At 71.6% G+C, this 24,082-nt stretch carries 26 protein-coding genes and 1 pseudogene; 10 read left to right on the top strand and 17 right to left on the bottom strand.

Going from position 1 to position 24,082, the window contains the following annotated elements:
- Positions 1-1,242: pseudogene (locus JGS39_RS07195) on the top strand (MFS transporter); the annotation flags it as partial.
- Here the strand turns inward: JGS39_RS07195 and JGS39_RS07200 are convergent.
- The 3 genes from JGS39_RS07200 to JGS39_RS07210 all read right to left on the bottom strand — a co-directional run bounded on the left by JGS39_RS07200 (position 1,204) and on the right by JGS39_RS07210 (position 4,338).
- Entirely contained in the window at positions 1,204-2,049 is an 846-nt protein-coding gene (locus JGS39_RS07200) for a spermidine synthase (protein WP_219567910.1), read from the bottom strand. The pseudogene JGS39_RS07195 and the gene JGS39_RS07200 overlap by 39 nt on opposite strands.
- 99 nt (positions 2,050-2,148) lie before the next feature.
- The gene (gene tuf, locus JGS39_RS07205; RefSeq protein WP_219567911.1) at positions 2,149-3,318 is read right to left on the bottom strand and encodes an elongation factor Tu; all 1,170 of its coding nucleotides are present in this window, start codon (positions 3,316-3,318) and stop codon (positions 2,149-2,151) included.
- Positions 3,319-3,621: 303 nt separating this feature from the next.
- The gene (locus JGS39_RS07210; protein ID WP_219567912.1) at positions 3,622-4,338 is read right to left on the bottom strand and encodes a DNA alkylation repair protein; all 717 of its coding nucleotides are present in this window, start codon (positions 4,336-4,338) and stop codon (positions 3,622-3,624) included.
- Between the two features lie 49 nt (positions 4,339-4,387).
- On the opposite strand from JGS39_RS07210, the gene JGS39_RS07215 reads away from it, so the two are divergent.
- From JGS39_RS07215 to JGS39_RS07225, 3 genes are all read left to right on the top strand, one after another.
- Positions 4,388-5,116, top strand: a complete 729-nt coding sequence (locus JGS39_RS07215) for a TVP38/TMEM64 family protein (protein ID WP_219567913.1) — start codon at positions 4,388-4,390, stop codon at positions 5,114-5,116.
- Positions 5,117-5,297: 181 nt separating this feature from the next.
- Positions 5,298-6,170, top strand: a complete 873-nt coding sequence (locus JGS39_RS07220) for an undecaprenyl-diphosphate phosphatase (protein ID WP_219567914.1) — start codon at positions 5,298-5,300, stop codon at positions 6,168-6,170.
- Between the two features lie 114 nt (positions 6,171-6,284).
- The gene (locus JGS39_RS07225) at positions 6,285-6,509 is read left to right on the top strand and encodes a hypothetical protein (RefSeq protein ID WP_136326307.1); all 225 of its coding nucleotides are present in this window, start codon (positions 6,285-6,287) and stop codon (positions 6,507-6,509) included.
- A 97-nt stretch (positions 6,510-6,606) separates the two neighbouring features.
- On the opposite strand, the gene JGS39_RS07230 is transcribed toward JGS39_RS07225, so the two are convergent.
- The 3 genes from JGS39_RS07230 to JGS39_RS07240 all read right to left on the bottom strand — a co-directional run bounded on the left by JGS39_RS07230 (position 6,607) and on the right by JGS39_RS07240 (position 8,101).
- On the bottom strand, positions 6,607-6,765 hold the full coding sequence (locus tag JGS39_RS07230; protein ID WP_219567915.1) for a hypothetical protein: 159 nt from the start codon (positions 6,763-6,765) through the stop codon (positions 6,607-6,609).
- Positions 6,766-6,976: 211 nt separating this feature from the next.
- Positions 6,977-7,597, bottom strand: a complete 621-nt coding sequence (locus JGS39_RS07235) for a flavin reductase family protein (protein WP_219567916.1) — start codon at positions 7,595-7,597, stop codon at positions 6,977-6,979.
- Between the two features lie 117 nt (positions 7,598-7,714).
- The gene (locus JGS39_RS07240) at positions 7,715-8,101 is read right to left on the bottom strand and encodes a hypothetical protein (protein ID WP_219567917.1); all 387 of its coding nucleotides are present in this window, start codon (positions 8,099-8,101) and stop codon (positions 7,715-7,717) included.
- Positions 8,102-8,333: 232 nt separating this feature from the next.
- Here JGS39_RS07240 and JGS39_RS07245 point away from each other — a divergent pair, with 232 nt between their 5' ends.
- The 3 genes from JGS39_RS07245 (at position 8,334) to lnt (ending at position 11,616) form a co-directional block, all read left to right on the top strand.
- Positions 8,334-9,200: a universal stress protein gene (locus tag JGS39_RS07245; protein WP_219567918.1), complete on the top strand. Its 867-nt coding sequence runs from the start codon at positions 8,334-8,336 to the stop codon at positions 9,198-9,200.
- 122 nt (positions 9,201-9,322) lie between these two features.
- Positions 9,323-9,832 carry a nuclear transport factor 2 family protein gene (locus tag JGS39_RS07250; RefSeq protein ID WP_219567919.1) on the top strand — a complete coding sequence of 170 codons (510 nt, stop codon included), beginning with the start codon at positions 9,323-9,325 and terminating at the stop codon, positions 9,830-9,832.
- Between the two features lie 122 nt (positions 9,833-9,954).
- The gene (gene lnt / locus JGS39_RS07255; protein WP_219567920.1) at positions 9,955-11,616 is read left to right on the top strand and encodes an apolipoprotein N-acyltransferase; all 1,662 of its coding nucleotides are present in this window, start codon (positions 9,955-9,957) and stop codon (positions 11,614-11,616) included.
- A gap of 9 nt (positions 11,617-11,625) precedes the next feature.
- Here lnt and JGS39_RS07260 read toward each other — a convergent pair whose 3' ends face one another.
- The 3 genes from JGS39_RS07260 to JGS39_RS07270 form a co-directional block, all read right to left on the bottom strand.
- On the bottom strand, positions 11,626-11,985 hold the full coding sequence (locus JGS39_RS07260; RefSeq protein WP_219567921.1) for a DUF8108 domain-containing protein: 360 nt from the start codon (positions 11,983-11,985) through the stop codon (positions 11,626-11,628).
- A 154-nt stretch (positions 11,986-12,139) separates the two neighbouring features.
- A complete protein-coding gene (locus tag JGS39_RS07265) occupies positions 12,140-13,039 on the bottom strand; it encodes a Gfo/Idh/MocA family protein (RefSeq protein WP_219567922.1) in 900 nt (299 codons plus the stop codon).
- A gap of 19 nt (positions 13,040-13,058) precedes the next feature.
- Positions 13,059-14,303 (bottom strand): FAD-dependent monooxygenase, encoded by a 1,245-nt coding sequence (locus JGS39_RS07270; RefSeq protein ID WP_219567923.1) that lies wholly within the window; start codon positions 14,301-14,303, stop codon positions 13,059-13,061.
- Positions 14,304-14,387: 84 nt separating this feature from the next.
- On the opposite strand from JGS39_RS07270, the gene JGS39_RS07275 reads away from it, so the two are divergent.
- On the top strand, positions 14,388-15,056 hold the full coding sequence (locus JGS39_RS07275; RefSeq protein WP_219567924.1) for a TetR/AcrR family transcriptional regulator: 669 nt from the start codon (positions 14,388-14,390) through the stop codon (positions 15,054-15,056).
- Positions 15,057-15,196: 140 nt separating this feature from the next.
- On the top strand, positions 15,197-15,619 hold the full coding sequence (locus JGS39_RS07280) for a hypothetical protein (RefSeq protein WP_219567946.1): 423 nt from the start codon (positions 15,197-15,199) through the stop codon (positions 15,617-15,619).
- Positions 15,620-15,712: 93 nt separating this feature from the next.
- Here JGS39_RS07280 and JGS39_RS07285 read toward each other — a convergent pair whose 3' ends face one another.
- From JGS39_RS07285 to JGS39_RS40660, 8 genes are all read right to left on the bottom strand, one after another.
- On the bottom strand, positions 15,713-16,198 hold the full coding sequence (locus JGS39_RS07285) for a hypothetical protein (RefSeq protein ID WP_219567925.1): 486 nt from the start codon (positions 16,196-16,198) through the stop codon (positions 15,713-15,715).
- A gap of 164 nt (positions 16,199-16,362) precedes the next feature.
- On the bottom strand, positions 16,363-17,046 hold the full coding sequence (locus JGS39_RS07290) for a uracil-DNA glycosylase (RefSeq protein WP_219567926.1): 684 nt from the start codon (positions 17,044-17,046) through the stop codon (positions 16,363-16,365).
- 105 nt (positions 17,047-17,151) lie between these two features.
- Positions 17,152-18,732: an ABC transporter substrate-binding protein gene (locus JGS39_RS07295; RefSeq protein ID WP_219567927.1), complete on the bottom strand. Its 1,581-nt coding sequence runs from the start codon at positions 18,730-18,732 to the stop codon at positions 17,152-17,154.
- A 118-nt stretch (positions 18,733-18,850) separates the two neighbouring features.
- On the bottom strand, positions 18,851-19,606 hold the full coding sequence (locus JGS39_RS07300) for an SDR family oxidoreductase (RefSeq protein ID WP_219567928.1): 756 nt from the start codon (positions 19,604-19,606) through the stop codon (positions 18,851-18,853).
- A 20-nt stretch (positions 19,607-19,626) separates the two neighbouring features.
- Positions 19,627-20,388 (bottom strand): 3-oxoacyl-ACP reductase FabG, encoded by a 762-nt coding sequence (gene fabG, locus JGS39_RS07305; protein ID WP_219567929.1) that lies wholly within the window; start codon positions 20,386-20,388, stop codon positions 19,627-19,629.
- Positions 20,389-20,618: 230 nt separating this feature from the next.
- Positions 20,619-21,002 carry a DUF3037 domain-containing protein gene (locus tag JGS39_RS07310; RefSeq protein ID WP_219567930.1) on the bottom strand — a complete coding sequence of 128 codons (384 nt, stop codon included), beginning with the start codon at positions 21,000-21,002 and terminating at the stop codon, positions 20,619-20,621.
- Positions 20,999-21,850: a HipA family kinase gene (locus JGS39_RS07315; protein WP_219567931.1), complete on the bottom strand. Its 852-nt coding sequence runs from the start codon at positions 21,848-21,850 to the stop codon at positions 20,999-21,001. The genes JGS39_RS07310 and JGS39_RS07315 overlap by 4 nt, the downstream gene beginning before the upstream one ends.
- A gap of 282 nt (positions 21,851-22,132) precedes the next feature.
- A complete protein-coding gene (locus JGS39_RS40660) occupies positions 22,133-22,582 on the bottom strand; it encodes a hypothetical protein (RefSeq protein WP_236063908.1) in 450 nt (149 codons plus the stop codon).
- Positions 22,583-23,056: 474 nt separating this feature from the next.
- Here JGS39_RS40660 and JGS39_RS07330 point away from each other — a divergent pair, with 474 nt between their 5' ends.
- Entirely contained in the window at positions 23,057-23,905 is an 849-nt protein-coding gene (locus tag JGS39_RS07330; protein ID WP_219567932.1) for a putative RNA methyltransferase, read from the top strand.
- Positions 23,906-24,082: the final 177 nt, after the last annotated feature.

Below are 24,082 nucleotides of genomic sequence, written 5' to 3' on the forward strand. Positions count from 1 at the left end.
CGCGAACGCCGCCGCGATCATCACCGGCCTGGGAACCCATGGCGCGCTGATCGCGGCGGCGTTCGCGGTCCTGCAGTCCGGCGGCGACGCCGGCGACGTCGGTCTGGTGGCCGCCGCCAGGACCGCGCCGCTGGTGCTCTTCCTGCTGATCGGCGGGGCGATAGCCGACCGGCTGCCGCGCCATCGCGTGATGGTCGCGGCCAACACCCTGAACTGTGTCTCCCAGGGCGTCTTCGCCTGGCTGGTCCTGGCCGGTGACCCGCAGCTCTGGCAGATGATGCTGCTGACCGCTCTGTGCGGGACCGGACAGGCCTTCTTCAGTCCCGCGGCCGAGGGCATGCTGATGTCCAGCGTCAGCGGTGAACAGGCGAGCCGCGCCTTCGCCCTGTTCAGGATGGCCATGCAGGGCGCGGCCATCGGCGGCGCGGCGCTCGGCGGGGCCATGATCGCCGCGATGGATCCGGGCTGGGTGCTGGCCGTCGATGCCGCCGCCTTCGCCCTGGCCGGTGCCCTGCGCGCCTTCCTCGACGTCAGCCACATCCCGGCCCGGGAACCGGGCGGCGGCCTCCTCGCCGATCTGCGGGACGGCTGGCAGGAGTTCATCGGGCGCCCCTGGCTCTGGGCCGTCGTCGCGCAGTTCTCCGTGGTCGTCGCCGCGGTCGGGGCCGCGGAGGCGGTCTACGGGCCACTGGTCGCCCAGGACGAGCTCGGGGGCGCCCGTCTCCCTGGGGGTTCGCGCTCGCCGCTTTCGGCGTCGGCACGGTGGCCGGGGGGCTGCTCATGGTCCGGTGGAAGCCGCGGCGGCTGCTGCTCGCCGGAACGCTCTGCGTCTTCCCGCTCGCCCTGCCCTCGGCTGGGCTCGCCGTCCCGCTGCCGGTGGAGGGGCTCTGTCTGGTGATGTTCGTCAGCGGGGCGGCCATCGAGGTGTTCGGCGTCTCCTGGATGACGGCCATGCACCAGGAGATCCCCGAGGAGAAGCTGTCCCGCGTCGCGGCGTACGACTGGTTCGGGTCGGTCGCCATGGTGCCGCTCGCCACCGCCCTCGCCGGCCCGGTCGAGTCGCTGGTCGGCCGCAGCCAGGCGCTGTGGGGCTGCGCGTGCCTGGTCGTCCTGGTCACCGGCGCGGTGCTGTTCGTACCGGACGTACGCAATCTGACCCGCCGGACCACGTCCACCGAGGTCCTGGCCAAGGTCCCGCCGGCGTCAGCCGATGCTGAAAGCCCCGTCGGGCGGCTCGGGTGAGGCGACCGCCTCGTCGTCGCCCACCGGCCGCGCGCCCTTGAGGAGTGCGGCGACCGCGTCCCCGTACGCGACGCGGGCCGGAAACGCGTCGGCGGCGCAGCGGCGGGTGAGCGCGGCCGTGTCGAAGGGCTCCCGCGACGCGACGAGGACCAGGTTGCCGAAGCGCCTCCCGCGCAGCACGGCGGGCTCGGCGATCAGGGCCAGCTCCCCGAAAACGGTCGCGAAGGTCGCCAGTTGCGAGCGGACGAAGCCGAAGGGCGCACCGTCGGCCAGGTTGGCCGCGTAGATCCCGTCCGCGCGCAGGGCCCTTGCCGCGGCCCGGGCGTAGGGCACGGACGTCAGATGGGCCGGCACCCGCGAGCCGCCGAAGACGTCCGCGATCACCAGGTCCACCGAGCCGGGTGCCGTCTCCTCCAGCTGCTTGCGGGCGTCCGCCGCGTGCACGGTGATTCCGCTGCGCCCGGGCAGCGGCAGGTGTTCCGTGACGAGGCCGAGCAGCGCGCGGTCCGCCTCGGCCACGTCCTGACGGGAGCCGGGCCGGGTCGCGGCGACGTAGCGGGGCAGGGTCAGGGCGCCGCCGCCCAGATGCAGGACATCCAGCGCCGCACCCGCTCCGGCCGCGCAGTCCACGACGTGGGCGAGGCGTCGCGCGTACTCGAACTCGAGGTGCTCCGGCGCGTCCAGGTCGACGTACGACTGGGGTGCGCCGTCGACCGTGAGCAGCCAGGCCCGCTCCCGGTCCACGTCGGGGAGCAGCCTGGCGGTGCCGTGGTCCACGTCGCGGATGACGGGTATCGACTCGTTCACGCCACCATTGTGCGGTGCGGTCCGGCCCTCCCCCGCCGCGGCGTCGACGGGCCCGCCTCCCGTGGGACACGGGAGGCGGGCCCGGAACAGCCGTACTCCTCAGAGCACTCCGGTGACGGTGCCCGCGCCGACGGTGCGGCCGCCCTCACGGATGGCGAAGCCGAGGCCGGACTCCAGCGGCACGTCACGGCCGAGCTCGACGGTCATGGTGACCGTCTCGCCGGGGCGCGCGACCGCCGCCGCGCCGAGGTCCACGTCGCCGACGACATCGGCGGTGCGGATGTAGAACTGCGGCCGGTAGCCGGTGGCGACCGCAGTGGTGCGGCCGCCCTCGCGCCCCGACAGGACGTACACCTGCGCGGTGAAGCGCCTGCTCGGTGTCAGGCTGCCGGGGGCCGCCACGACGTGCCCGCGTCGCACCCGGTCGCGCTCGACACCGCGCAGGAGCAGCGCGACGTTGTCGCCGGCCTCGGCGGACTCCATCGGCTTGCCGAAGGTCTCCAGACCGGTGACGACCGTCTCGATGTCCGCACCGAGCACGGACACCCGGTCGCCGACACGCACGGTGCCGCGCTCCACGGCGCCGGTGACGACCGTGCCCCGGCCTGTGATGGTCAGGACGTTCTCCACCGGCAGCAGAAACGGCGCGTCGGTGTAGCGCACCGGCATGGGCACGTACGTGTCGACGGCGTCGAGCAACGCCTCGACGGCCGCGGTCCACCGCGGGTCGCCCTCCAGCGCCCGCAGGCCCGACACCCGCACGACGGGCACGGTGTCACCGCCGTACCCGTGCGCGGACAGCAGCTCGCGCACCTCCAGCTCGACCAGGTCGGTCAGCTCGGGGTCACCCGCGTCCGCCTTGTTGAGGGCGACCACGATGTGGTCGACACCCACCTGCCGGGCGAGCAGTACGTGCTCCGCGGTCTGCGGCATGATCCCGTCCAGCGCGGAGACGACGAGGATCGCCCCGTCGAGCTGGGCGGCGCCGGTGACCATGTTCTTGATGTAGTCGGCGTGTCCGGGCATGTCGACGTGCGCGTAGTGGCGGGTGCCGGTCTCGTACTCGACGTGCGCGATGTTGATGGTGATGCCGCGCTGCGCCTCCTCGGGCGCCCGGTCGATGCGGTCGAACGGGACGAACGTGCCGGTGCCCCGGTCGCTGAGGACCTTCGTGATGGCGGCGGTCAGGGTGGTCTTGCCGTGGTCGACGTGGCCCATCGTGCCGATGTTGAGGTGCGGCTTGGTGCGCACGTATGCCGTCTTGGGCATGGTGGATTCCTTGGGATGCGAAGCTGGAGTGGGGACCCCGAGGCCCGGCCGACCCTCCCCTCGCGGGGTCCGCCGGACAGTCGGGGGAGGGTCAGCTTCGGGCGCCGCCGAGGGGCGCTGCGGCAGCGGTGCACGCTGCTGCGACAACTGCTGCGAGGGGGCTCACGGCAGCCTTCGGCGTGTCCGCGACTGCGGACTGCGCTGCGAGGAAGGCGTACCGGAACATGGCTCGATCATCTCCGACGGCCGTCGGGCCGTCGAGCGAATTTCCGGGGACGGTACGGGGGTTGGGCCCGGCGCTCCTCAGAGGTGCTTGGTGGCCTCTCGTACGGACAGCGGCGCCAGCCGGTCCCGGGCGCCGTCGACGAAGTCCCGTACGGCCTCCGGGTCGGTCTTCGCGTACTCGCGCAGGCCCCAGCCGATCGCCTTGCGGATGAAGAAGTCGGGATGGTCCGCGCGGCGCAGGCAGTAGGCGAAGAGCCGGCGCGCGTCGGTGGCCTCCTTGAAGCGGAGCTGGTGCAGCAGCGCGGTGCGGACGATCCAGAGGTCGTCGTCCTCGATCCACTCGTCCATGGTCCGCCGCAGCTCCGGGTCGGCGGCCACCAGCGGTCCCGCGACATGAGCGGCCAGGAGGTCGACGGTGTCCCACCAGGGCACGGTCGTGACCAGACGGCGCAGGACCGGAACGAATCCGGACGAGCAGTGTGCGACGTGACGGCGCAGGTAGTCGACGGCGAAGTACTGGTACTCGCGCTCGGGCAGCGCCCAGCAGCGCAGCGCGATCGCGGCACAGTCCGGCTCCGCGGGGCGTGCGGTGCCTGCGAGTACGGACCGGGACAGGGCGCGGCGGCGGGGCGTGGGAATGCCGAGGAACGGTGCGACGTGCTTCATGTACGCGGCGGCCGACCGGGCGCGAACGGGGTCGGCGGCCGTGGGGTACAGCAGGGTCAGCCGCTCCAGCACCGTGTCGGCGAGAACGCTGCGGGGCAGACCGGGTGCCTGCTCGGCTCCAGGGCTCATAACGGTCACATTACGGCGATCACCTACGGGATTCGGTTACTCTCCCCGAATGCTCGACCCCGTCCCCGTTCCTGCCGCCCGGCCCGCCGGTGGCCTCGCCGTGCGCTGCACGCGGGTGCTGCTGTCGCCCTGGTCCCGCCTCTCCCTGCTCGTGGCCGTCCTGCTGGCCGCCGCGTCCACGATGCTGCTCCTGGAGCCCCAGCGGCTGCTCTCCTCGGGCTGGCCGGCCCAGCTGAGCGGCGGGGCCGCCGCGGTCGTGCTCTTCGGCCTCGCGTACGGCGTCTGCACGGTGGCCTTCGTGCCGAGACCGCTGCTCAACCTGGCCGCCGGTGCGCTGTTCGGCTCGCAGGCGGGGCTGGCGGCGGCCCTGGCGGGCACGGTGCTGGGCGCGGGCATCTCGTTCATGCTCGGCCGGGTACTGGGCCAGGAGGCACTGCGTACGCTGCTTCGCGGGCGCTGGATGCGCGCGGCGGACGGCCAGCTGAGCAGGCACGGCTTCCGCTCGATGCTGGCGCTGCGCCTGTTCCCCGGGGTGCCGTTCGCCGCGGCCAACTACTGCGCGGCGGTCTCACGCATGGGGTACCCGCCGTTCCTCGTCGCGACGGGCCTCGGGTCGATCCCGAACACGGCGGCGTACGTCGTGGCGGGGAGCGAGGCCGCCTCGCCCACGTCACCGGCCTTCCTGGCCGCGATGGGCTTCATCGTGCTGACGGGCGCGGGCGGGGCCGTCGTCGCCTGGCGGCGGCGCCGCCGGTTCGGCGCGGATCGAGCGCAGTGATGCGGCGGGCTGCACGGGGGTAGTCGTCCCTCCGTTCATCCGGGGGCGATACGCTGCCCGCGACCGACTGACGATCTCCGGGCCCGGTGCGGCCCTGTCATCGCACGACCGCAATCCGCACGCCGCCGACGGCTCGACGCCGTCGGCCGATGCATGATCACTCCGGGATGGCCCAAGCCCCATGAGCTGGTTCGAATCGTTCGTCCTCGGCCTCGTTCAAGGACTGACCGAGTTCCTGCCGATCTCCTCCAGCGCGCATCTGCGGCTCACCGCGGCATTCGCCGGCTGGCACGATCCTGGCGCGGCGTTCACCGCGATCACCCAGATCGGCACGGAGGCCGCAGTCCTGATCTACTTCCGCAAGGACATCGTCCGCATCGTCTCGGCGTGGTTCAAGTCGCTGACGGACCGTTCTATGCGCGGCGACCACGACGCACAGATGGGCTGGCTGGTCATCGTCGGCTCGATTCCCATCGGCGTGCTCGGCGTGACGTTCAAGGACCAGATCGAGGGCCCGTTCCGCGATCTGCGACTGATCGCCACCACGCTGATCGTGATGGGCATCGTCCTCGGCATCGCCGACCGCCTGGCCGCACGCGACGAGGCCGGCGGCAAGCACCGGGCCGTCAAGGAGCGCAAGTCGCTCAAGGAGCTCGGCGTCAAGGACGGCCTGATCTTCGGCTTCTGCCAGGCCATGGCCCTCATCCCGGGCGTCTCCCGCTCGGGCGCGACGATCAGCGGCGGTCTGCTCATGGGGTACACCCGTGAGGCGGCGGCACGTTACTCGTTCCTGCTCGCGATCCCGGCTGTACTCGCCTCCGGTGTCTTCGAGCTGAAGGACGCGGGCGAGGGCCATGTGTCCTGGGGCCCGACGATCTTCGCGACGTTCATCGCGTTCGGCGTGGGATACGTGGTCATCGCCTGGTTCATGAAGTTCATCACGACCAAGAGCTTCATGCCGTTCGTGATCTACCGGATCATTCTGGGCATCGTGCTGTTCATCCTGGTCGGCGCGGGGTCCCTGAGCCCGCACGCGGGTGAGTCCGCGGGCTGACCGGCTGCCGTTCGGCCCGGGGGAACGGGGCCGAGAGCCGGCCGGAGGGCCCGGACGATCCTGCCCGCATCCGAACCGGATGCGGGCGCGGGCGCCTGGGGCCACGCTGGAGGTATGGCTACTCCCCCGATTGTCATCCACCGACCGACACCGTCAGGCGCCCGGCTCGTCACCGTGCACATCGCGGGCCGCGAGGAGCGGCTGGGGCTCGCGCACAGCGATCACGATGTCATCGTGTTCCTCGCCGACGCCGGGATGGCGGACCCCGCAAGGGCCCTGGACACCCCGTCGCTCGTCGAGTGGCAGGGTGCCGCGGCCCATGACTTCGCGGCGGCCTGAGGGCTGCGTCCGCGAGCACGAGGGGCCCGAATGCCGGGCTGCCCCCGTCCCCGCCGGAGCGGGTACGGGGGCAGCGCGGGCCTCGACGCGGGTGGTGTCACTCGGTCTCGGCGAAGGGCGGAAGATCGGGTTCGACGAACAGCCCCTGGTAGCGCGGTGTCGGTACGGCCTCGGTACGGCCCGGGGCCTCGGACACCGAGCCCGCCGCGCTCTCGTCCGAGCGCCGCTGAACCTGGCGGGGCGGGGTATCAGCCATCGGGGTCTCCTGTTGCTTCGCAGTTGCTTTGAGGGCCCCGGGACGCCGTCCGGTCCTTCGGAAAGCGGCGGCGACGGGGTGTGGCACCGTCCCGGCCCCACACCCACCAGGGCACCGGTATCCGACGAGGCATGCTGAGAGTATCCGTTGTACCGGGCCCAGCCGTAGCCGCCGTCGCCCGGTCCGCCCGGCATTCGCCTGCACAGCCCCGTCAGCGGACGTCGCGGTCCTCCTGCCAGCGGGTGTACGGGACGCGGGAGATCTCCCGTACACCTCCGAAGGTGCCCCATTCGTCCTTGCCCAGCCGGGTCAGCGGGCGGAGGGCGGTGACTTCCGGATGCCCGTCCGTCATGACGTCCTCGTCGACCGCGGCGTGCACCACCCGTCCGAACACCACGGTGGAGTCGCCGAGCAGGACCGTGCTGTGCAGCTCGCACTCGAGCGCGACGGGAGCCCCCGCCACGCGCGGCGGCTTCACCCGCAGACTGGGCTCCCGCTCGACGCCCACGGCCTCGAACTCGCTGATGCCGCGCGGGAAGTCGGTCGCCGTGGCGTTGATCTGCTCGAAGAGGTGTTCCGGGGCGAAGTTCACGACGAAGGAGCCCGTCGCCTCGATGTTGCGCAGGGTGTCCTTGCGCCCGACCGAGGTGAACTGCACGACGGGCGGGCTGACGCACGCGATGGTGAAGAAGGAGTGGGGAGCCAGATTGGCCGTCTCACCGTCCGGGGTGATCGTGGAGATCCACGCGATGGGCCGGGGAACGACCACGGCGGTGAGCAGCCGGTAGAACGTGCCGGTGTCGGTGGCGCCGGGATCGAAGTCGATACGCATGACGCCGAGTATGCCCAGTACGGCGTCCGGCTCTCCCGTCGTTCCGCGCCTCCGCGTCCCCGGCTCCCCCGTCGTTCCGCGCCTCCGCGTCCCCGGCTCCCTGGGCTCACCCGCCGTCTACGCCTCCGTGTCCCCCGGGCCTCCTGGCCCCTCGGAACCGAACTGCTCGGCCCGCAGGGCGAGGTCCTGGAGCACATCGGCGGACGACACGTCCGTCTGCCCCGAATCGTGCACCTGCGCCAGCATCGCGAACGCCAGGGTGAACGCCCCGACGAGTTGCTCCACCGCCCCTCCGACCTCGCGGCCGACCAGCGCCACCACGTCCTCGATCGTGGCGTCCTCGGGAATCGCGATCCGTGGCATCGTCTCGTTGAGAAGGGCGGTCACCACGGTCGAATCGGTGCTGGGGTCGTCACGGTCCGGGTCCTCCTCCAAGAGGCGGCGCATCTCGCCCGCCTCGGTGAGGATGCCGATCACACGTTTCACGACTTCGCTCTGCTCCATCCCGCGAGCATAGGTGCAGGCGCACCGGCCGACGAGGACAACCGGCGTCCGTCGTCAGCCGCGCCGGACCGGCGCACACCGGCCCCGTCGCGCCTCCCCTGCGACGGGCGCCGAGCGGCCGTAGCGTACGGGGCAGGCCGGCCGGGTCCGGAGGAACGGGCCCGGGGGCTCTGCGGGCGCCACGCGGGCGTGCGGGAGCCGGGGCACGCACCACCGCACTCAGGAGGCATGCATGACCGGAACCGAGCTTCCCGTGATCGCCGCGGTCGACGGGTCCACGCACAGCGACGACGCGCTGGACTGGGCGGCCCGTGAGGCGTCCGTGCGGGGGCTTCCGCTGGTGGTCGTGCACGTGCGCCTCCTGACCCGGCGTACCGGCCAGGAGGCGCAGCAGCGCGAGGCGGAGGAACTCCTCGCCCGGTCCGTACAGCGCGTGGAACGGATCGCTCCCGGGCTGGGCCCCACGACGCTCTCACCGCTCGACTTCCCCTCGGCGGCGCTGGTCTCGCTCAGCCGCGACGCGTCGCTGGTGGTGGTCGGTTCCCGCGGACTGGGCGGGTTCCGTTCCCTGATGCTGGGCTCCAACAGCCTGGCGACCGCCGCGATGGCCATGTGTCCCGTGGTCGTCATCCACGGCGGGCGGCCGGACGAGGAGCCGGACGGGAGCACCCCGGAGGTCTTCCGGGACATCGTCGCGGGGGTGGCCGCGGACGAGAGCAGCGAGGCGGTGCTGGAGTTCGCCTTCGAGACGGCGGCAGCCCGGCCCGGTGCGCGGCTGCGGATCGTGCACGGCTGGACGATGTTCTCGTCGATGCTCTCCGGCGGCCCCGTCTTCGACCGGGAGGCGGCGGCCGACTCCGCGGAGCGGTCGCTCGCCGAGCTGACAGCGGGCCGGCGCGATAAGTATCCGCAGGTCGAGGTCGTGAAGGAGCCCGTCCACGGCTCCGCGTCCCGCACGCTGGTCACCGCGTCGGCGACCGCGGCCCTGACGGTGATCGGCCGGCGCAAGGGCGGCGAGTCGCTCGGGCTCGGGCTCTCCCCGGTCGCGCAGACCACGCTCACGCACGCGCTGGGGCCGGTGGCCGTGGTGCCCTGCTGACCTGCTGCGCGGCGGCGTCACCGAGCCCTTCGGAGGCTGCTCCCGGCCGGATCCCGCCGTTCGCGGGCCGTCGCCGGTGCACGGCACTTGGCCCCTGGCGCCCAGGGGCCCACACTGACTCGATGACGCAGCGTGTGGATCTCTCGACCGTGATGGACCGGCTCTCCATCGATGCAGTGATCACCGGCTACGCCGTGGCGGTGGACGACGGTGAGTGGGCGGACTACCGGGCCCTGTTCACCGCGGACGGCCGCGCCGACTACCGCACCGCGGGCGGCATCGAGGGACCCGCCGCCGAGGTCGCGGACTGGCTCTCGGAGACCATGCTGCTCTTTCCCGTACGGCAGCATCTGATCGTCAACCGGCGCCTGGACCTTCAGGACCTCGGCGGCTATCCGGGCGACCGTGCACGGCTGCAGGCCGACTACATGAACCCGATGCGGCTCGTGAGCGGACCGGAGGAGGAGCGGGGCGCAGACACCGGCTCGGCGGACCGTCCGACCGCCCCGAACTTCGTCTCCGGCGGGCGCTACGCCTTCGAGCTGCTGCGTACCGACGACGGCTGGCGGATCCAGGGCGTGACGGTCCATGAGAAGTGGCGGGACCTGTCGGGCTCCCTCGCCGCCGGATGATCCGGCGGGCGAACCGCCTGGTGAACCGCCCCGACCCGCCTCCGCTGCCCCACACTGGGGGAACGACAGGGGAAACGGATTCCGGACACTGCCTGCCACCCGGCAGGCCGAGGAGGCGCGGTATGCCGAGCGGGGTCGTGGGGCGCGCGTGGGGCGGACGGATACTCGGCTCACCCCTGGGCCGCGGTGGCGCCGCGCTCCTGGCCGGCGCGCTGCCCGCGCTGGCCTTCCCCGCACCGGGGCTGTGGTGGTTCGCGTACGTCGCACTGGTCCCGTTGCTGCTGCTGATCCGGTCAGCCGGCACGGGGCGCAGGGCGGCGCTCGACGGCTGGCTCGGCGGGGCGGGCTACATGCTGGCCGTCCACCACTGGCTGATGCCGAGCCTGCATGTGTTCATCGTGGTGCTGGCGGCCCTGCTGGGTCTGCTGTGGGCCCCGTGGGGGCTACTGGTCTCCCGGCTCCTGCGCGGGCCGGTATCCGGTGCGCGCGTCGTGGCGGCCGTGATCGTGGTGCCGTGCGGCTGGCTGATGATCGAGGCGGTCCGGTCGTGGGAAGGGCTCGGCGGCCCCTGGGGGCTCCTCGGCGCCAGCCAGTGGCAGGTGCCGCCGGCGCTCCGGCTGGCTTCGGTGGGCGGGGTCTGGCTGGTGAGCCTGCTGGTGGTCGCCGTGAACACGGCTCTCGCCCTGCTGCTCACCGCTCCCGCCGCCCGCGCGGCGGCCGTCGCCACGCTCGTGGCGGGCGCCGTGGCCGTGGGTGCGGTGTGGGTGTGGGCGCCGCGGCCCGAACCGTCCGGGACGGCACGGATCGCCGTCGTGCAGCCCGGTGTCATCGAGGGGCCCGGCAGCGTGCAGCGGCGGTTCGCACGCAGCGAGGAACTGACACGCTCACTGGCGGGCCGGGACCTCGACCTGGTCGTGTGGGGTGAGAGCAGCGTCGGCGCCGATCCGGTCCGGCGGCCCGACGTCACTGCCAGGATCGCCGCGCTGTCGCGCCTGGTGGGAGCGGATGTGCTGGTGAACGTTGATGCCAGACAGACCGATGCGTCGGGGCGGACCGGAATCTTCAAGAGCGCTGTGCTGGTGGGTCCGCAGGGACTGACCGGGGACCGCTACGACAAGATGCGCCTCGTTCCCTTCGGGGAGTACATCCCCGCCCGCTCGGCGCTCGGGTGGGCCACGTCGATGGGCAAGGCGGCGGGCGAGGACCGGCTGCGCGGCACGGGCCCCGTGACGATGACGCCGCCCGGCGCGCACGGGCTGCGCATCGGTCCGCTGGTCTGCTTCGAGTCCGCGTTCCCCGACATGAGCCGGCGGCTGACCCGTGACGGCGCCCGGCTCCTGATCGCCCAGTCGTCCACGTCGTCCTTCCAGCACGGCTGGGCGCCCGGCCAGCACGCCTCGCTGGGAGCGCTGCGGGCCGCCGAGAACGGCCGTCCGATGGTGCACGCCACGCTCACGGGTGTCAGTGCGGTGTACGGCCCGCAGGGGCAGCGTGTCGGGTCTCCGCTCGGTACGGACACGAGCGGCGCCGCGGTGTACGGCGTGCCGCTGGCCCGGGGCACGACGCTGTACGTCCGGCTGGGCGACTGGCCGCTGTACGGCGCGCTGGGAGTGCTGGCCGCCTTCTGCGCCTTCGAAGGTCTACGGGCGGTGCGCGGGCGGGGGGAGCCGGAGCCGGCGGGAGCGGTCGCCCCGGCAGGCGGTGCGAGGTCGGAGGGCTCCACCGGTACGGCCGCGGAGACCCCGGCGGAGACGGCGGAGACGGCGGAGACGGCGCCCCAGTGAGCCCGGGCCTCAGACGGTGGCGCGGCCCGGTCCGTGCACCGTGACGATGTCACCCATGGCGTCCACGGTGAGCGCGACCCGTTCGACCTTGCTGGTCACGCCCAGGACCAGCCACACCGCGCCCCAGAGGAAGCAGGTGAGGGCCGTGAGCACGGCGTGCAGCACATGGTTGGGCGGCCGGCCCCGGACCATGACGACCTGGGTCTCGGAGCGGGACTCCACACGCCAGCCGCTCGCGATCCGCTGGTTGACCGCCCAGTCGAGGATCAGTGCACGCTGCATGGCGTCGGGCGGGCGCCCGTCGGACGAGTAGTACCCCGGAGGCGGCTGGAGCGCGCCCCAGCCCTCCGGCTCGCGGTGGGACTTCACGAGGTCACCTCCACGGGCCGACGGTCGATCCCCCCAGCCTGCATCGGTGCCGTCGCGCACGCATCCGGAGCCGTCAAGGGACCCCGCACCGGGTCGCCGACTCCGCACCGCCGGGACGGGGGCGTGCGGGCCGGCCGGGCGCGCCCCGTAGGCGTCACGCGCAGTCGAGGTCCCGCAGCACGCGCTCGCACAGTTCGTGCGTCTCCAGGGCGTCCCGGGCGCTCAGCAGCTTCCCGGCCCGGACGGCGTCCAGGAACGACCACACGCTCTGCTCGATACCGCGCTGGCGGGCCACCGGCACCCAGTCACCGCGCCGCCGCAGGCTCGGCTGGCCCTTGTGGTCGATGACCTCGGCGAGGTTGACCACTTCGCGCTTGGAGTCCTGGCCCGAGACCTCCAGCCGTTCCTCGGTCGAGCCGCTGAGCCGGTTCATCGCCCCGATGGCGGTGAAGCCGTCCCCCGAGAGCTGGAGCACGACGTGGTGCATGAGGCCGTCACGGATCCTGGCCCGGACGACGGTGTGCTCGACCGGCCCGGGAGCAAGGAACCGCAGCGTGTCGACCACGTGGATGAAGTCGTCGAGGACCATGGTCCTCGGCTCCTCCGGCAGCCCGACCCGGTTCTTCTGCATGAGGATCAGGTCGCGCGGGTGCTCGACGCATTGCGCGTAGCCGGGCGCCACCCGTCGGTTGAAGCCGACCGCGAGGCTGACACCGCGTGCCTCGGCGAGCTCCACCAGACGCTCGGACTCGGCGAGTTCGTAGGCCAGCGGCTTGTCGACGTAGGTGGGGACACCCGCTTCGAGCAGCCGTCCCGCGATCTCCGGGTGCGCGGCGGTCGGGGCGTGTACGAACGCCGCGTCCAGGCCCTGGGCGATCAGCGAGTCGAGGTCCGCGTGGCACTGGGCGGCCGGGATGCGGTGGGCGGCGGCGACCGAGGAGAGGGTGGCGGGGGTGCGGGTCTGCAGATGCAGTTCGACCCCCGGCAGGGTGGTGAGTACCGGCAGATACGCCTTCTGCGCGATGTCGCCGAGCCCGATGCAGCCGACCTTCACAGGGTCTCCTTCTCGCTGTTCAGCGCCGCACGTCGCGGTCCTCCTCCGGGGAGGCCGACCGCGGCCGGGCCTGCGCGTCCTTCGTCCCGGCAGCATACGTGTGCTGCGGCGGCCGCCAGTCGGCGATGCCGTCGAAGGTGCGCAGGACGAGCCCCGGTCCGAGCCGGGAGAGGGTGGACATCACGAAGTCCCTTACGGCGACGGCCGGGGCGGAGCTCAGCCGCATCAGCCGGGTGACCTGTGCGGCCTTGCGGACGACGGCGGTGGTCCGCGGCAGCCGGTCTGCGGTGTACCCGGCCAGGCCCGCGCCGAGGTCCCTGCCGGGCGCCACGTGGTGGGCGAGCACGATCCCGTCCTCGATGGCCTGGTTGCCGCCCTGGCCCAGGGTGGGCGCCATCGCGTGGGCGGAGTCCCCCACGAGGACGGTGCGCCCGCGGTGGAAGGCGGGCAGCGGGCGGTTCATCTGGTACACGTCGTTGCGCAGCACGTCCTCGGGCCCGGCGGCGGCGATGATCTCCGGGACCGGGGTGTGCCAGTCGCCGAAGCGGCGCAGCAGTTCCGCCCGTTCGTCGTCGGCGCGCTCCCCCGCCGGGGCGACGGCCGCGGCGTACGCGTAGATGCGGCCGTCCTTGAGCGGCTGGGTGCCCCACAGGGCGCCGCGGCCCCAGGTCTCGTGCGGGGCGAAGGGCTCGGGCGGCGCGGGCACGACGACGCGCCAGGTGGTGAATCCGGCGTAGGACGGACCGGTGTGGTCCGGGAACATGGCGCCGCGCACGCCGGAGTGGATGCCGTCGGCGCCGACGACGAGATCCGCTTCGGTCGTCCCGTCCGCCGTCCGGATCATGGCACGCCTGCCCCCTGCGACACCCGGGTCCACGAGGTACGCGGGGCAGTCGGTACGGATGGCGGATGCGGGCAGTCGGGCGGCGATCCGGTCGATCAGGGTGGCCCGGTGGACCAGGACGAGGGGGCCGCCGAACCGCTCGGCGGCGGCGGTGCTGTCCGTCCGGGAGAGCCAGCGGCCGTCCGGGCCGCGCATGCCTCCCGCGCCCTGCCAGGCCGCCAGGGACCTGATCTCGTCGCCGAGACCGATGACGTCCAGGGCGCGCTGGGCGTTGGGGGCCAGACCGATGCCGGCCCCGACGGGCTGGAGCGAACCGGCCCGCTCCAGGACCGTGACCTGCCAGCCGGAACGGTGCAGCGCCACCGCTGCCGTGAGGCCACCGATTCCGCTGCCGATGACGACCGCGCGTGGCGCGTCCATGGCTCCTCCTCACCTCTCGGGAACTACACCTGTAGTGCCACAGTCAAGCTACTACAGGTGTAGTGAGAGCGGTAGGTTGACCCCATGGCCACACGCACCGCCGCCGGCTCCTCCCGGGCCTCGCTCATCACCGACGCCGCACTGGCGCTCCTCACCGAACGCGGCATGCGGGGTCTGACCCATCGCGCGGTGGACGAGCGCGCGGGCCTTCCGCAGGGGTCGACGTCCAACTACGCCCGTACGCGGCAGTCCCTGCTGGAAGCGACGGTGCGACGGCTGGCCGAACGCGAGGCCCGGGTCCTCGCCCCCGGAGAACTCCCGACGCCGGGCGCGACACCGGGCGGGGCCACGGAAGGCGGCGGGTCCACGCCGCCCGGTCCGTCCGGACCGGCCGCTCCCCCCGGCCCCGACGCCCTGATCGCAGGTCTCGCGGCGGCGCTCCACCGCTATCTGACCCGCCACCCGGACCTGCTCGTCTGCCGCTACGAACTCGCACTGGAGGCCACCCGGCGTCCCGAACTGCGCGCGTTCTACGACGCGACGGGCCGGCAGTTCCGCGAACCGCTGGAGGCGCTGATGACGGCGGCGGGATCGCCCGAACCGGAACGGCACGCCCTGTCCCTGGTGGCCTGGTGCGAGGGGCTGATGTTCTCGTGCGCCGCGGGCTCCTACCACCGCTCCGTTCCGACCGAGGCGGAACTGCGCACCGGCTTCGGCGAGCTGCTGCGCGGGATGCTGGGCGCAGTGGGATAGGGCGCGGTCGCCGACCACCGGCGACACGCGGGGGCGTCATGCTGACCGGGTCACTCGTGCGGGCCAATCCGGGCCTCGCGGTGCCCCCGACGGGCCTCCCGCACCGCAGAGTTGATCAGGTGCATCGAACCAGAACCACCGTGAAACTCCTGGTCGGCGTGGCTGTCACGGCCCTGTCCGGGTGTGTGTCCGTACAACCGGAGCCGAGCGCACCGGCGCGCCCGGAGAGCAGTCGGCCGGCGCAGCACCTGGCCCCGCAGATCATCCGGCCCCCGGTACGCGACACGCTGGAGGCGCTGCCGGATCCGAAGCCCTCGGCCAGGGCTTCCCGCCGGGCCGCCCCGGCGCCTGAGGCAGCGCGCCGGGACGAACCGCGGCTCCCGCAGCGGCGCCGCCCCGCCCAGGCCCGTCCGCAGCCGCGCCGGGCCGCCCCGCCCGTGCCCGCTCCCGCCCTGCCGGCGCCCGTCACCGGGGCGGACGTGTGTGCGCTCGGCCGGGGATACGGGCACTGGCCCGCGGGCAGCCCGCAGTCGCGAATCTGCGACGACACCTACGGCCGCTGACGCGGCGGACCGGCACCAGGACCGGTGACCCGCCCGGCGGGCCACCGGAAACCGCCCGCCCCGGCCACGGGACACGTGCCCGGGGGCGGGCGGTCAGAACTCCCGCAGTCGCCGCTCGAGCCGCCCGATGGCGGCCCGGACGCCTCCTCCGTACCCGTCGTCCATACCGTCGTCGGCGAGGACTCCCGAGGCCTGCCGGGCCCGGTCCAGATGGATCCGGGCGGCGGCGGGGCGCTCGAGTTTCACGTAGTCCGCCGCGAGGTTGAGGTGCAGCGAGGGACGGAAGGCGCGCACGGCGAGCGCGTCCCGGTGCCCGGCCATGCCCTCGCCGGTCAGCGTCTGTGCGGCGGTGAGGGCCCGCAGGTCCCAGGCCAGTTCGTCGCCGGGATCGTCCTGGGTGTCGGCCATGTAGTGCGCGAGGGTGCACCGGTGCCAGGCGTCACCCCCCTCGCCGATCTCCGCCCAGAGGGCGCCGAAGCGGTTGCGGGCCTCCTCCCGGTCACCACCGTGGAGCAACATGACCGCCTGGCCGATTCTGGTCATGACGACGTCCTGCGACGCCTCCTGCTGCTCCGTCACCGCGGTCTCCCTCGCACCTGTCCGCCCACGCCCGGCCGATCGGTCCCGGCACACTCCGGCCGCTTCCCGACGGAACCTGCCGATCCGTGCCGGTACCCTCCGGTTGCAGCCGGTTCGACGCTAGCCGCCGTGGCGGACATTCGCACTCAGGCTCCGGCGCGCCCTCAGCCCAGGTCGGGGATGCGCCAGTCGATGGGCCGGTGGCCCTGCGACTCGACCGCCTCGTTGATCTGGGTGAACGGACGCGAGCCGAAGAACTTCTTCGCCGAGAGCGGTGAGGGGTGCGCACCCTTCACCACCACGTGGCGCTCCTCGTCGATCAGCGGCAGCTTCTTCTGCGCGTAGTTGCCCCAGAGCACGAAGACCGCCGGGTCGGGCCGTGCGGCGACGGCGCGGATCACCGCGTCGGTGACCTTCTCCCAGCCCTTGCCCTTGTGGGAGTTGGCCTCACCGGCACGCACCGTCAGCACCGCGTTGAGGAGGAGCACGCCCTGCTCGGCCCACGGCATCAGATACCCGTTGTCCGGGACCGGCAGGCCGAGCTCCTCCTTCATCTCCTTGTAGATGTTGCGCAGGGAGGGCGGCGTCTTCACGCCCGGCCGCACGGAGAAGCACAGGCCGTGCCCCTGGCCCTCGCCGTGGTACGGGTCCTGGCCGAGGACCAGGACCTTCACCTTGTCGTACGGGGTCGCCTCCAGAGCCGCGAACACCTGCTCCCGGGGCGGATAGACCGGTCCGTCGGCCCGCTCCTTCTCGACGAATTCCGTGAGCTCCCTGAAATAGGGGCTATCGAGCTCGTCGCCGAGGACGCCGCGCCAGGACTCGGGCAGCGGGTAGGTGTCGGTCACGTCAACAACCTCCGGTAAGCAATCAGGTTCTTGATCCCAGAACCTACCGGGGCCCACTGACAACGGACCCCGGGGAGCCCCCGGGGTCCGTTGTCGGCGGGCCGGCTACCAGCTGGCCTTGCGGTACAGCTCCCACATCTGCATGACCGTCTGCGGGTCCAGCGCGCGCTCGCCGCCGCCGATGTCCTCGCCCGCGGCGACATAGAGCTTGCCCTGCCACAGCGGCAGCAGCCGGACATCGTCGACGAGGATCTCCTGGGCCCGCTCGAACTGCTTGCTGACCGCGCCGCGGTCGCTCTCCTTGCGGGACTGGGGCAGCAGCTGGTTCGTGATCTCGTTCTTCACGTAGGGCATGCCGGTGACGCTTTCCTTGCCGACGAACGGGGCGATGAAGTTGTCGGGGTCCGGGAAGTCCGGGAACCAGCCGCGCCCGAAGACGGGGTACTGGCCCTTGGTGAAGCCCTCCTGGAAGGTCTTCCAGGGCTGGCTCTTCAGGGTGATCCTGAACAGCCCGGAAGCTTCCAGCTGGCGCTTGAGTTCGGCGAACTCGGGGGCCGTCGAGGATCCGTAGCGGTCGGTCGTGAACCAGAACGTCATCGCGACCGGCTCGGTGATGCCCGCCTTGGTGAGGATCTTCTCGGCCTTCTTCCTGTCCGGGTCGCCGAAGGTGTCGAAGAAGCTCGTGGTGTGCGCCGCGATGCCCTTGGGAACCATGGAGTAGAGCGGCTCGGCAGTTCCCCGGTAGACCTTGGCCACCAGCGCGTCACGGTCCACGAGCTGGGCTATCGCGCGCCGGACGGCCGGGTTCCCGGCTGCCGGGTCCTCCGGGTTGAAGACCAGGAAGCGGATGTCGGCGCCGACCGACTCGACGATCTGGAGATCACTGTCGGCGTCCTTGTTGTCCTCGAGGTTCACGACCTCCTCGGCACCCAGACCGCGGTACGTGGCGTCGATCTCGTTCTTCTTGAGCGCCGTGACCATGGCGCCGGACTCCTTGAAGTACCGGATGGTCACCGCGTCGTTCTTGCGGTCGGCGAAGCCCTTGTAATCGGGGTTCCGCACCAGCTCGGAACGGTCGCCCTGCTTGTAGTCGTCGAGCAGGTAGGGGCCGGACCCGGTGACCTTGCCGTCGTCGCGGATCTTGTGCTCCGAGTACGCGCTGGGCGCCACGAGCGACATGGCGGGCGTGGCCAGCACGAACGGGAAGGTGGCGTCAGGCTTGCTCAGGTGGAAGATGACGACGTCGTCGCCCTTGGTCTCCACCCGGTCGAGCGAGCCGAGCATGCCCACCGGGCCGCCCTTGACCGCGATGGTCCTGATCCGGTCGATGGAGTACTTCACGGCCTCGGCGTCGAGCTTGTCCCCGTTGGAGAACTTCAGCCCCTTGCGGAGTTCGCAGCGGTAGGCGGTGCTGGTCATGTCGGTGAAGCGGCAGTTGTCCGCGGCGTCGGGCTCAGGGCTCGTACTGCCGGTGGGGAAGCTCACCAGGGTCTGGAACACATTGCGCATCAGCTCCCAGGAGCCGTCCCATGCCGCGGCGGGGTCGAGCGTGGACGGTGAGCTGGTGGTCCCGACCGACAGCTTCTGTTCCACGTCCGAATCGCCGCCGGGAAGCAGACCGCAGCCGGCCAGCAAAGACAGGGATGCAAGGGCTGCAGCAGCCTGCAGACTGGCCCGGTAGAACACGTGCACGCTCCTCGATCAGCCATGGGTCGGCAGACCATACCGCAGCGCCCCGCCGGGTCAATCCGCTGGCCCGGCGGGGCACTTGAGTCAATCAGGGCCAAAACGGCCCAGGCCGTTCTCAGCCCACGCCGGCATTCAGGAAAATCCCGCCGTCGACCACGAGGGTCTGCCCGGTGATCCAGTCGGACTGGCTCGACGTGAGGAAGGCCGCGGCCCCGCCGATGTCCGCCGGGACACCGAGCCGGCCCAGCGGGTAGGCCGCGGCCGCCTCCGCCTCGCGGCCCTCGTAGAGCGCCTGCGCGAACCTGGTCTTCACGACCGCCGGAGCGATCGAGTTGACCCGGACGACCGGCGCGAACTCGTGCGCGAGCTGCAGGGTCAGGTTGACCATGGCCGCCTTGCTCATGCCGTACGCGCCGATGAACGGCGAGGCGGAGACGCCGGCGACGGAGGCGATGTTGACGATCGCCCCGCCGTTCTCCTTCTGCCAGGCCTTCCAGGTCTGCTGGGCGAAGCCGAGCGCCGAGATCACGTTCGTCTCGAAGACCTTGCGGGCCACGTTGAGGTCGAGCTCGGCGATCGGCCCGAAGACCGGGTTGGTACCGGCGTTGTTGACCAGGAAGTCGACCCGGCCGAACGCCTCCATCGTGCGCTCGACGGCCGCCGCCTGGTGCGCCTCGTCGTGCGCCTTGCCCGCGACGGCGATGACCCGGTCGGAACCGAGCGCCTCGACGGCCTCCTTCAGCGCGTCCTCGCCGCGTCCGGTGATGCACACCCGGTCACCGCGGGCGACGAGCGCCTCGGCGATGCCGTAGCCGATGCCCCGGCTCGCACCGGTGATCAGCGCGACCTTGCCACTGTCCTGCACAGTCATGATGTCCGTAACCCTTCGGGTCAGTTGAGCGGTCCGCCGGCGACGTACATGACCTGGCCCGAGACGAAGCCCGCGTCATCGCCCGAGAAGAAGGCGATGGCGTTGGCGATGTCCTCCGGGAAGCCGACGCGCTGGACCGGGATCTGAGTGGCGGCGGCGGCCTGGAACTCCTCGAAGCCCATGCCGACGCGCTCCGCGGTCTGCGCGGTCATCTCGGTGACGATGAAGCCCGGCGCGACGGCGTTGGCGGTGATGCCGAACTTGCCGAGCTCCTTGGCGAGCGTCTTGGTGAAGCCCTGCAGGCCCGCCTTGACGGCGGCGTAGTTGGCCTGGCCGCGGTTGCCGAGGGCCGAGGAGGAGGACAGCGAGACGATCCGGCCGAACTTGGCGTCCACCATGTGCTTCTGGACGGCCTTGGCCATCAGGAACGCGCCCTTGAGGTGCACGTTCATCACGATGTCCCAGTCGGACTCGCTCATCTTGAAGAGCAGGTTGTCGCGGAGCACACCCGCGTTGTTGACGAGGATCGTCGGGGCACCGAGTTCGGCGGCGACCCGTGCGACAGCGGCCTCCACCTGGGCGCTGTCCGAGACGTCGCAGCCCACGGCGAGGGCCCGGCCGCCCGCGGCGGTGATCTTCTCGACGGTGTCCTTGCAGGCCGCCTCGTCCAGGTCGAGTACGGCGACGGCGCGGCCCTCGGCCGCCAGGCGTACCGCGGTGGCGGCACCGATGCCCCGTGCGGCTCCCGTCACGATGGCTACGCGCTGCTCGGTGGTGGACATGCTTGGCTCTCCTCGCCCTTGGATCGCGGCTCAGCGGACGTCGGGAACGACTGGGCGGGACAGGCCCGCGAGAACGTTCCCGATAACTGAGCAACCGCTTAGTACCTTCAGCAGACGAGACGCTAGAAGCCCTGGCACCCGGTGTCAACGGCCCACGGACGCAGCGGCGCATGTCACACCGGACGGCGCCACCCCCGCGGCGGGCGGGAGCGGCGCCGAAGGGGCCGCGGTCAGCGCACCAGCAGGTCGAGAAGCCGTTCGACCTCGGCGGCGGGGTCGGTGGTGAGGCCGCTGTGCACCGGGCTCGGCTGGATGACGGTCGAGCGCGGCGCGATGAGCCAGCGGAAGCGCCGCCCGGCATCGTCACCGGCCGCCTGGCCCGCGTCCGCACCGCCCCGGCAGACGCCCTCGACGGCATACAGGGCGGCCCGCACCCCGGTCACGTCGGCGCCGGGGTCCAGGGCCATGAGCTTGCCCTCGTCGAGTGCGGTGCGGGCGGCGACGAATCCCTTGGCGCGGCAGTAGACCACGACCCCGGCGTTGAAGAACTCGCCGCGCTGGACCCGTGGCACCACGCGCAGGAGGGCGTACTCGAAGACATCGCGCTTGCTCACGGCCGGCCGCCCTTGTCGCTGTTCTCGTTGTCGTGCCGCGGGGCGAGGCGTTCACTGAGCCAGCCCGGAGCCTGTGAGGGCTTGGACGCGGTCGGCGCGTCCAGGACGATCCGTTCGTGAATGGTGGCGGCGCGCGGCAGCAGCGCCTCCACATAGGCGCGGCGCAGCTGATCCGTCGAATCGAAGCCCGGTTCGTCCACCAGCCACTCGTCGGGGACGTCGGCCGCGACCTCGGTGAGGAGCTCCTCCGTGACCAGCGGGGCGAGCTCTGCGGCGGCTGCCGTGACGTCGGGACCGAACGGTGCCAGCGCATGGTCGGACGCGTTGTACGGCTTGGCGGCGGACGCCTGGGCGCCCGGCCAGTTGTGGTGCCAGATCATGGTGGCTCCGTGGTCGATGAGCCACAGGTCGCCGTGCCAGATCAGCATGTTCGGATTGCGCCAGGAGCGGTCGACGTTGTTGATCAGCGCGTCGAACCAGACGACGCGTCCGGCCTCGTGCGGGTCCACCTGGTAGGCGAGCGAGTCGAATCCGAGGGAGCCCGGAAGGAAGTCCATCCCGAGGTTCAGCCCGCCGCTCGCCTTGAGCAGTTCCTGCACCTCCTGGTCGGGTTCGGCGAGGCCGATCACCGGGTCGAGCTGGATCTGCACGAGGTCGGGGACGCGCAGCCCGAGCCGCCGCCCGAGCTGCCCGCAGATCACCTCGGCGACCAGCGTCTTGCGGCCCTGGCCGGCTCCGGTGAATTTCATGACGTACGTACCCAGGTCGTCGGCCTCGACGATTCCGGGGAGCGAGCCACCCTCACGCAAAGGCGTGACATAGCGGGTCGCTACGACTTCTTCCAGCATCTTCCCAGGCCACCCATCTCTTCAGCCTTGCAATCCATGGACAGTCTCTCTGGGATGTAGAGGCAGGGATCACCGGTCAACAGCTCTGGGGAGAATCTCGGGAGTTTCCGGCTGGCGAGCCGGGCTCCTCGCTCCCCAGGCAGACCGTCAATGGTGCCGCGCCCCTTGCTGCCAGCATCCGGCACGAAGTGAGAATAGTAACCGAGGGTGATCGCCGGCGAGGAGTGCCCGAGCCACCGCGCCAAGGTCACGGTCAGATGTGCTCGGTCGGAACTGTCGATGTCACTGCTGAGCTCCCGCTGAGGGGTCAGCGATCTGGGCTTCGAGGTCGGCGACGCGGCGGTCCTGGAAGCGGAGGTTGGATCGGGCGGCCTTGAGGCGTTCGTCGAGGGGTGCGGTTGTCGAAGTGAGCTGGCGAACGCACTGTTTGAGGGTGGCGTTCTCGGTGGTGATCCGCTGAACGGCTTCCTCGGTCCATTCCGCCTGCAAGTCGCGCATTTGGCCGCGGAGTTCGCCGATCCGGGTGCGCTGGAGGTGTGACAGCAGCCCCGTCACCTCCGGCGTGAAGTCCAGCAGCATCGCGTGATCCCGCTCCAGCCACGACTCGAACCCCACGTGCCCGCAGGTCGTCGACGACCAATGCAACCCGGGGAAATGCCGTTGCCCGCGATATGACGGGAAGCTGCGGACCTGCCGCCCGTCCTCGAACGGCAGCGAGACCGCGTCCGCCAACGGCAGGCGATGTTCACCCTGGTCGTCCCGCCAGCCGACCTCGAAGCCGTCTGCTTGTGACGGCTTCCATCCCCTCCAGCACACCCAGCCCCATGTATGCCACTTTGCAGACCCGTAGGGACTGTGCAGCTTAAACGGGACCAAACCCCTCGTCCGGGTGATCACGCAGTCCGGCGCGATCCCCCACCGCCGGGCCGCATCTCTTGACTGCTGAAGCGAGGGGACGGGCTTTTGGTAAGGCTCGTAAGGTGTAGGCATGTGGACCCAGCACATCCAGGCTCTGTAATCGCGAGGCGTTGAGGGCGATGCCGTAGGGCGTCGCCCTCCTTGGCGTGCCTGCTCTACGTGATCCATCTCCCTTGTGCCGCCCACACCGAGGCGGCGAGATGCCGGGCCTCGTCCTTCTTGAGACGGCGGCTTTTGAGCGCGCGTGCAGGCACGGTCCCCTCCCTTCACCGTCGCCTGGAGTGCCTCGTGCCTGCGTTGCTTCCCCCTGCCCTCGAACCATTTCTCGACTTGCTGCGCTGCCCGGTGTGCCGCGCCCGTCTCCGACCCGACCGTGTCTCACTGCGCTGCCCGGAGGGCCACACCTTCGACATCGCCCGGCAGGGCTACGTCAGCCTGCTGACGGGCATCCGCGCCACCAGCGGTGACGACGCAGCCATGGTTCAGGCCCGAAACCGGTTCCTGTCCACCGGCAGGTACGCCCCTGTCCACCAGAGCCTGACTCGTATGACAGCCGACGCCCTGCCTGCTCAAGGCACGGTCGTAGACATCGGATGCGGCACCGGCCACTACCTGGCCGGCGTACTCGATCAACTGCCCGGCACCCGCGGCCTGGGGCTGGACACGTCAGCACGCGCCCTGCGCTCAGCAGCCCGAGCCCATCCGCGAGCTGCTGCGGCGAGCTGGGACGTCTTCCGCCCCTTCCCCTTGGTCGACCAGGGGGTCGACGTCGTGCTGGACGTATTCGCCCCGCGCAACCCGTCCGAGTTCCACCGAGTGCTCCGTCCGACCGGCCGGTTGATCGTGGTGCGGCCCATCGAGCGGCACCTGGCCGAGCTACGGGGCCAGATCCCCGCGATGGTCACGATTGACCCGGACAAGGAACAGCGCCTGCAACAGGCGCTGGACCCCTACTTCCAGGCCACCCGTACTCAGCACGTCGAATACACCACGCCCCTGACCAGGCAAGAAGCCATCGACCTAGTGGGGATGACGCCGAGCGCACGCCACCTGACCCACGCGGACCTGAGCGGCCACGGCTCCCTGCCCAGTCAGGTGACCGTCTCCGTGCTGGCCACCTCCTACCAGCCTCGGTAACCACGAGCGGACGGATACGCCTGCTGAACCGACAAACCAATGGGCGCGCCTGGCGCCCCACCTTCCTGGCAACTCGGGCAAGGTGGGGCGCCCGTCCGTTGGCTGTCGTGATCTCTCAGGCCATCCGACAGCCGGAGCGGTGGGAACTGCCCTCGCGGGCAGGTAGCTCTGGTGGGC

It is taken from the genome of Streptomyces poriferorum (assembly GCF_019399235.1).
GTDB lineage: Bacteria > Actinomycetota > Actinomycetes > Streptomycetales > Streptomycetaceae > Streptomyces > Streptomyces poriferorum.

Excerpts from the sequence above, each read along its gene's own strand:
- JGS39_RS07275 (WP_219567924.1), top strand. The coding sequence starts at position 14,388 with ATGGCCACACGCACCGCCGCCGGCTCCTCCCGGGCCTCGCTCATCACC.
- JGS39_RS07315 (WP_219567931.1), bottom strand. The coding sequence starts at position 21,850 with ATGCTGGAAGAAGTCGTAGCGACCCGCTATGTCACGCCTTTGCGTGAG.
- JGS39_RS07215 (WP_219567913.1), top strand. The coding sequence starts at position 4,388 with ATGCTCGACCCCGTCCCCGTTCCTGCCGCCCGGCCCGCCGGTGGCCTC.
- JGS39_RS07245 (WP_219567918.1), top strand. The coding sequence starts at position 8,334 with ATGACCGGAACCGAGCTTCCCGTGATCGCCGCGGTCGACGGGTCCACG.
- JGS39_RS07240 (WP_219567917.1), bottom strand. The coding sequence starts at position 8,101 with ATGGAGCAGAGCGAAGTCGTGAAACGTGTGATCGGCATCCTCACCGAG.
- JGS39_RS07235 (WP_219567916.1), bottom strand. The coding sequence starts at position 7,597 with ATGCGTATCGACTTCGATCCCGGCGCCACCGACACCGGCACGTTCTAC.
- JGS39_RS07230 (WP_219567915.1), bottom strand. The coding sequence starts at position 6,765 with ATGGCTGATACCCCGCCCCGCCAGGTTCAGCGGCGCTCGGACGAGAGC.
- JGS39_RS07225 (WP_136326307.1), top strand. The coding sequence starts at position 6,285 with ATGGCTACTCCCCCGATTGTCATCCACCGACCGACACCGTCAGGCGCC.
- JGS39_RS07220 (WP_219567914.1), top strand. The coding sequence starts at position 5,298 with ATGAGCTGGTTCGAATCGTTCGTCCTCGGCCTCGTTCAAGGACTGACC.
- fabG (WP_219567929.1), bottom strand. The coding sequence starts at position 20,388 with ATGTCCACCACCGAGCAGCGCGTAGCCATCGTGACGGGAGCCGCACGG.
- tuf (WP_219567911.1), bottom strand. The coding sequence starts at position 3,318 with ATGCCCAAGACGGCATACGTGCGCACCAAGCCGCACCTCAACATCGGC.
- lnt (WP_219567920.1), top strand. The coding sequence starts at position 9,955 with ATGCCGAGCGGGGTCGTGGGGCGCGCGTGGGGCGGACGGATACTCGGC.
- JGS39_RS07250 (WP_219567919.1), top strand. The coding sequence starts at position 9,323 with ATGACGCAGCGTGTGGATCTCTCGACCGTGATGGACCGGCTCTCCATC.
- JGS39_RS07210 (WP_219567912.1), bottom strand. The coding sequence starts at position 4,338 with ATGAGCCCTGGAGCCGAGCAGGCACCCGGTCTGCCCCGCAGCGTTCTC.
- JGS39_RS07300 (WP_219567928.1), bottom strand. The coding sequence starts at position 19,606 with ATGACTGTGCAGGACAGTGGCAAGGTCGCGCTGATCACCGGTGCGAGC.
- JGS39_RS07270 (WP_219567923.1), bottom strand. The coding sequence starts at position 14,303 with ATGGACGCGCCACGCGCGGTCGTCATCGGCAGCGGAATCGGTGGCCTC.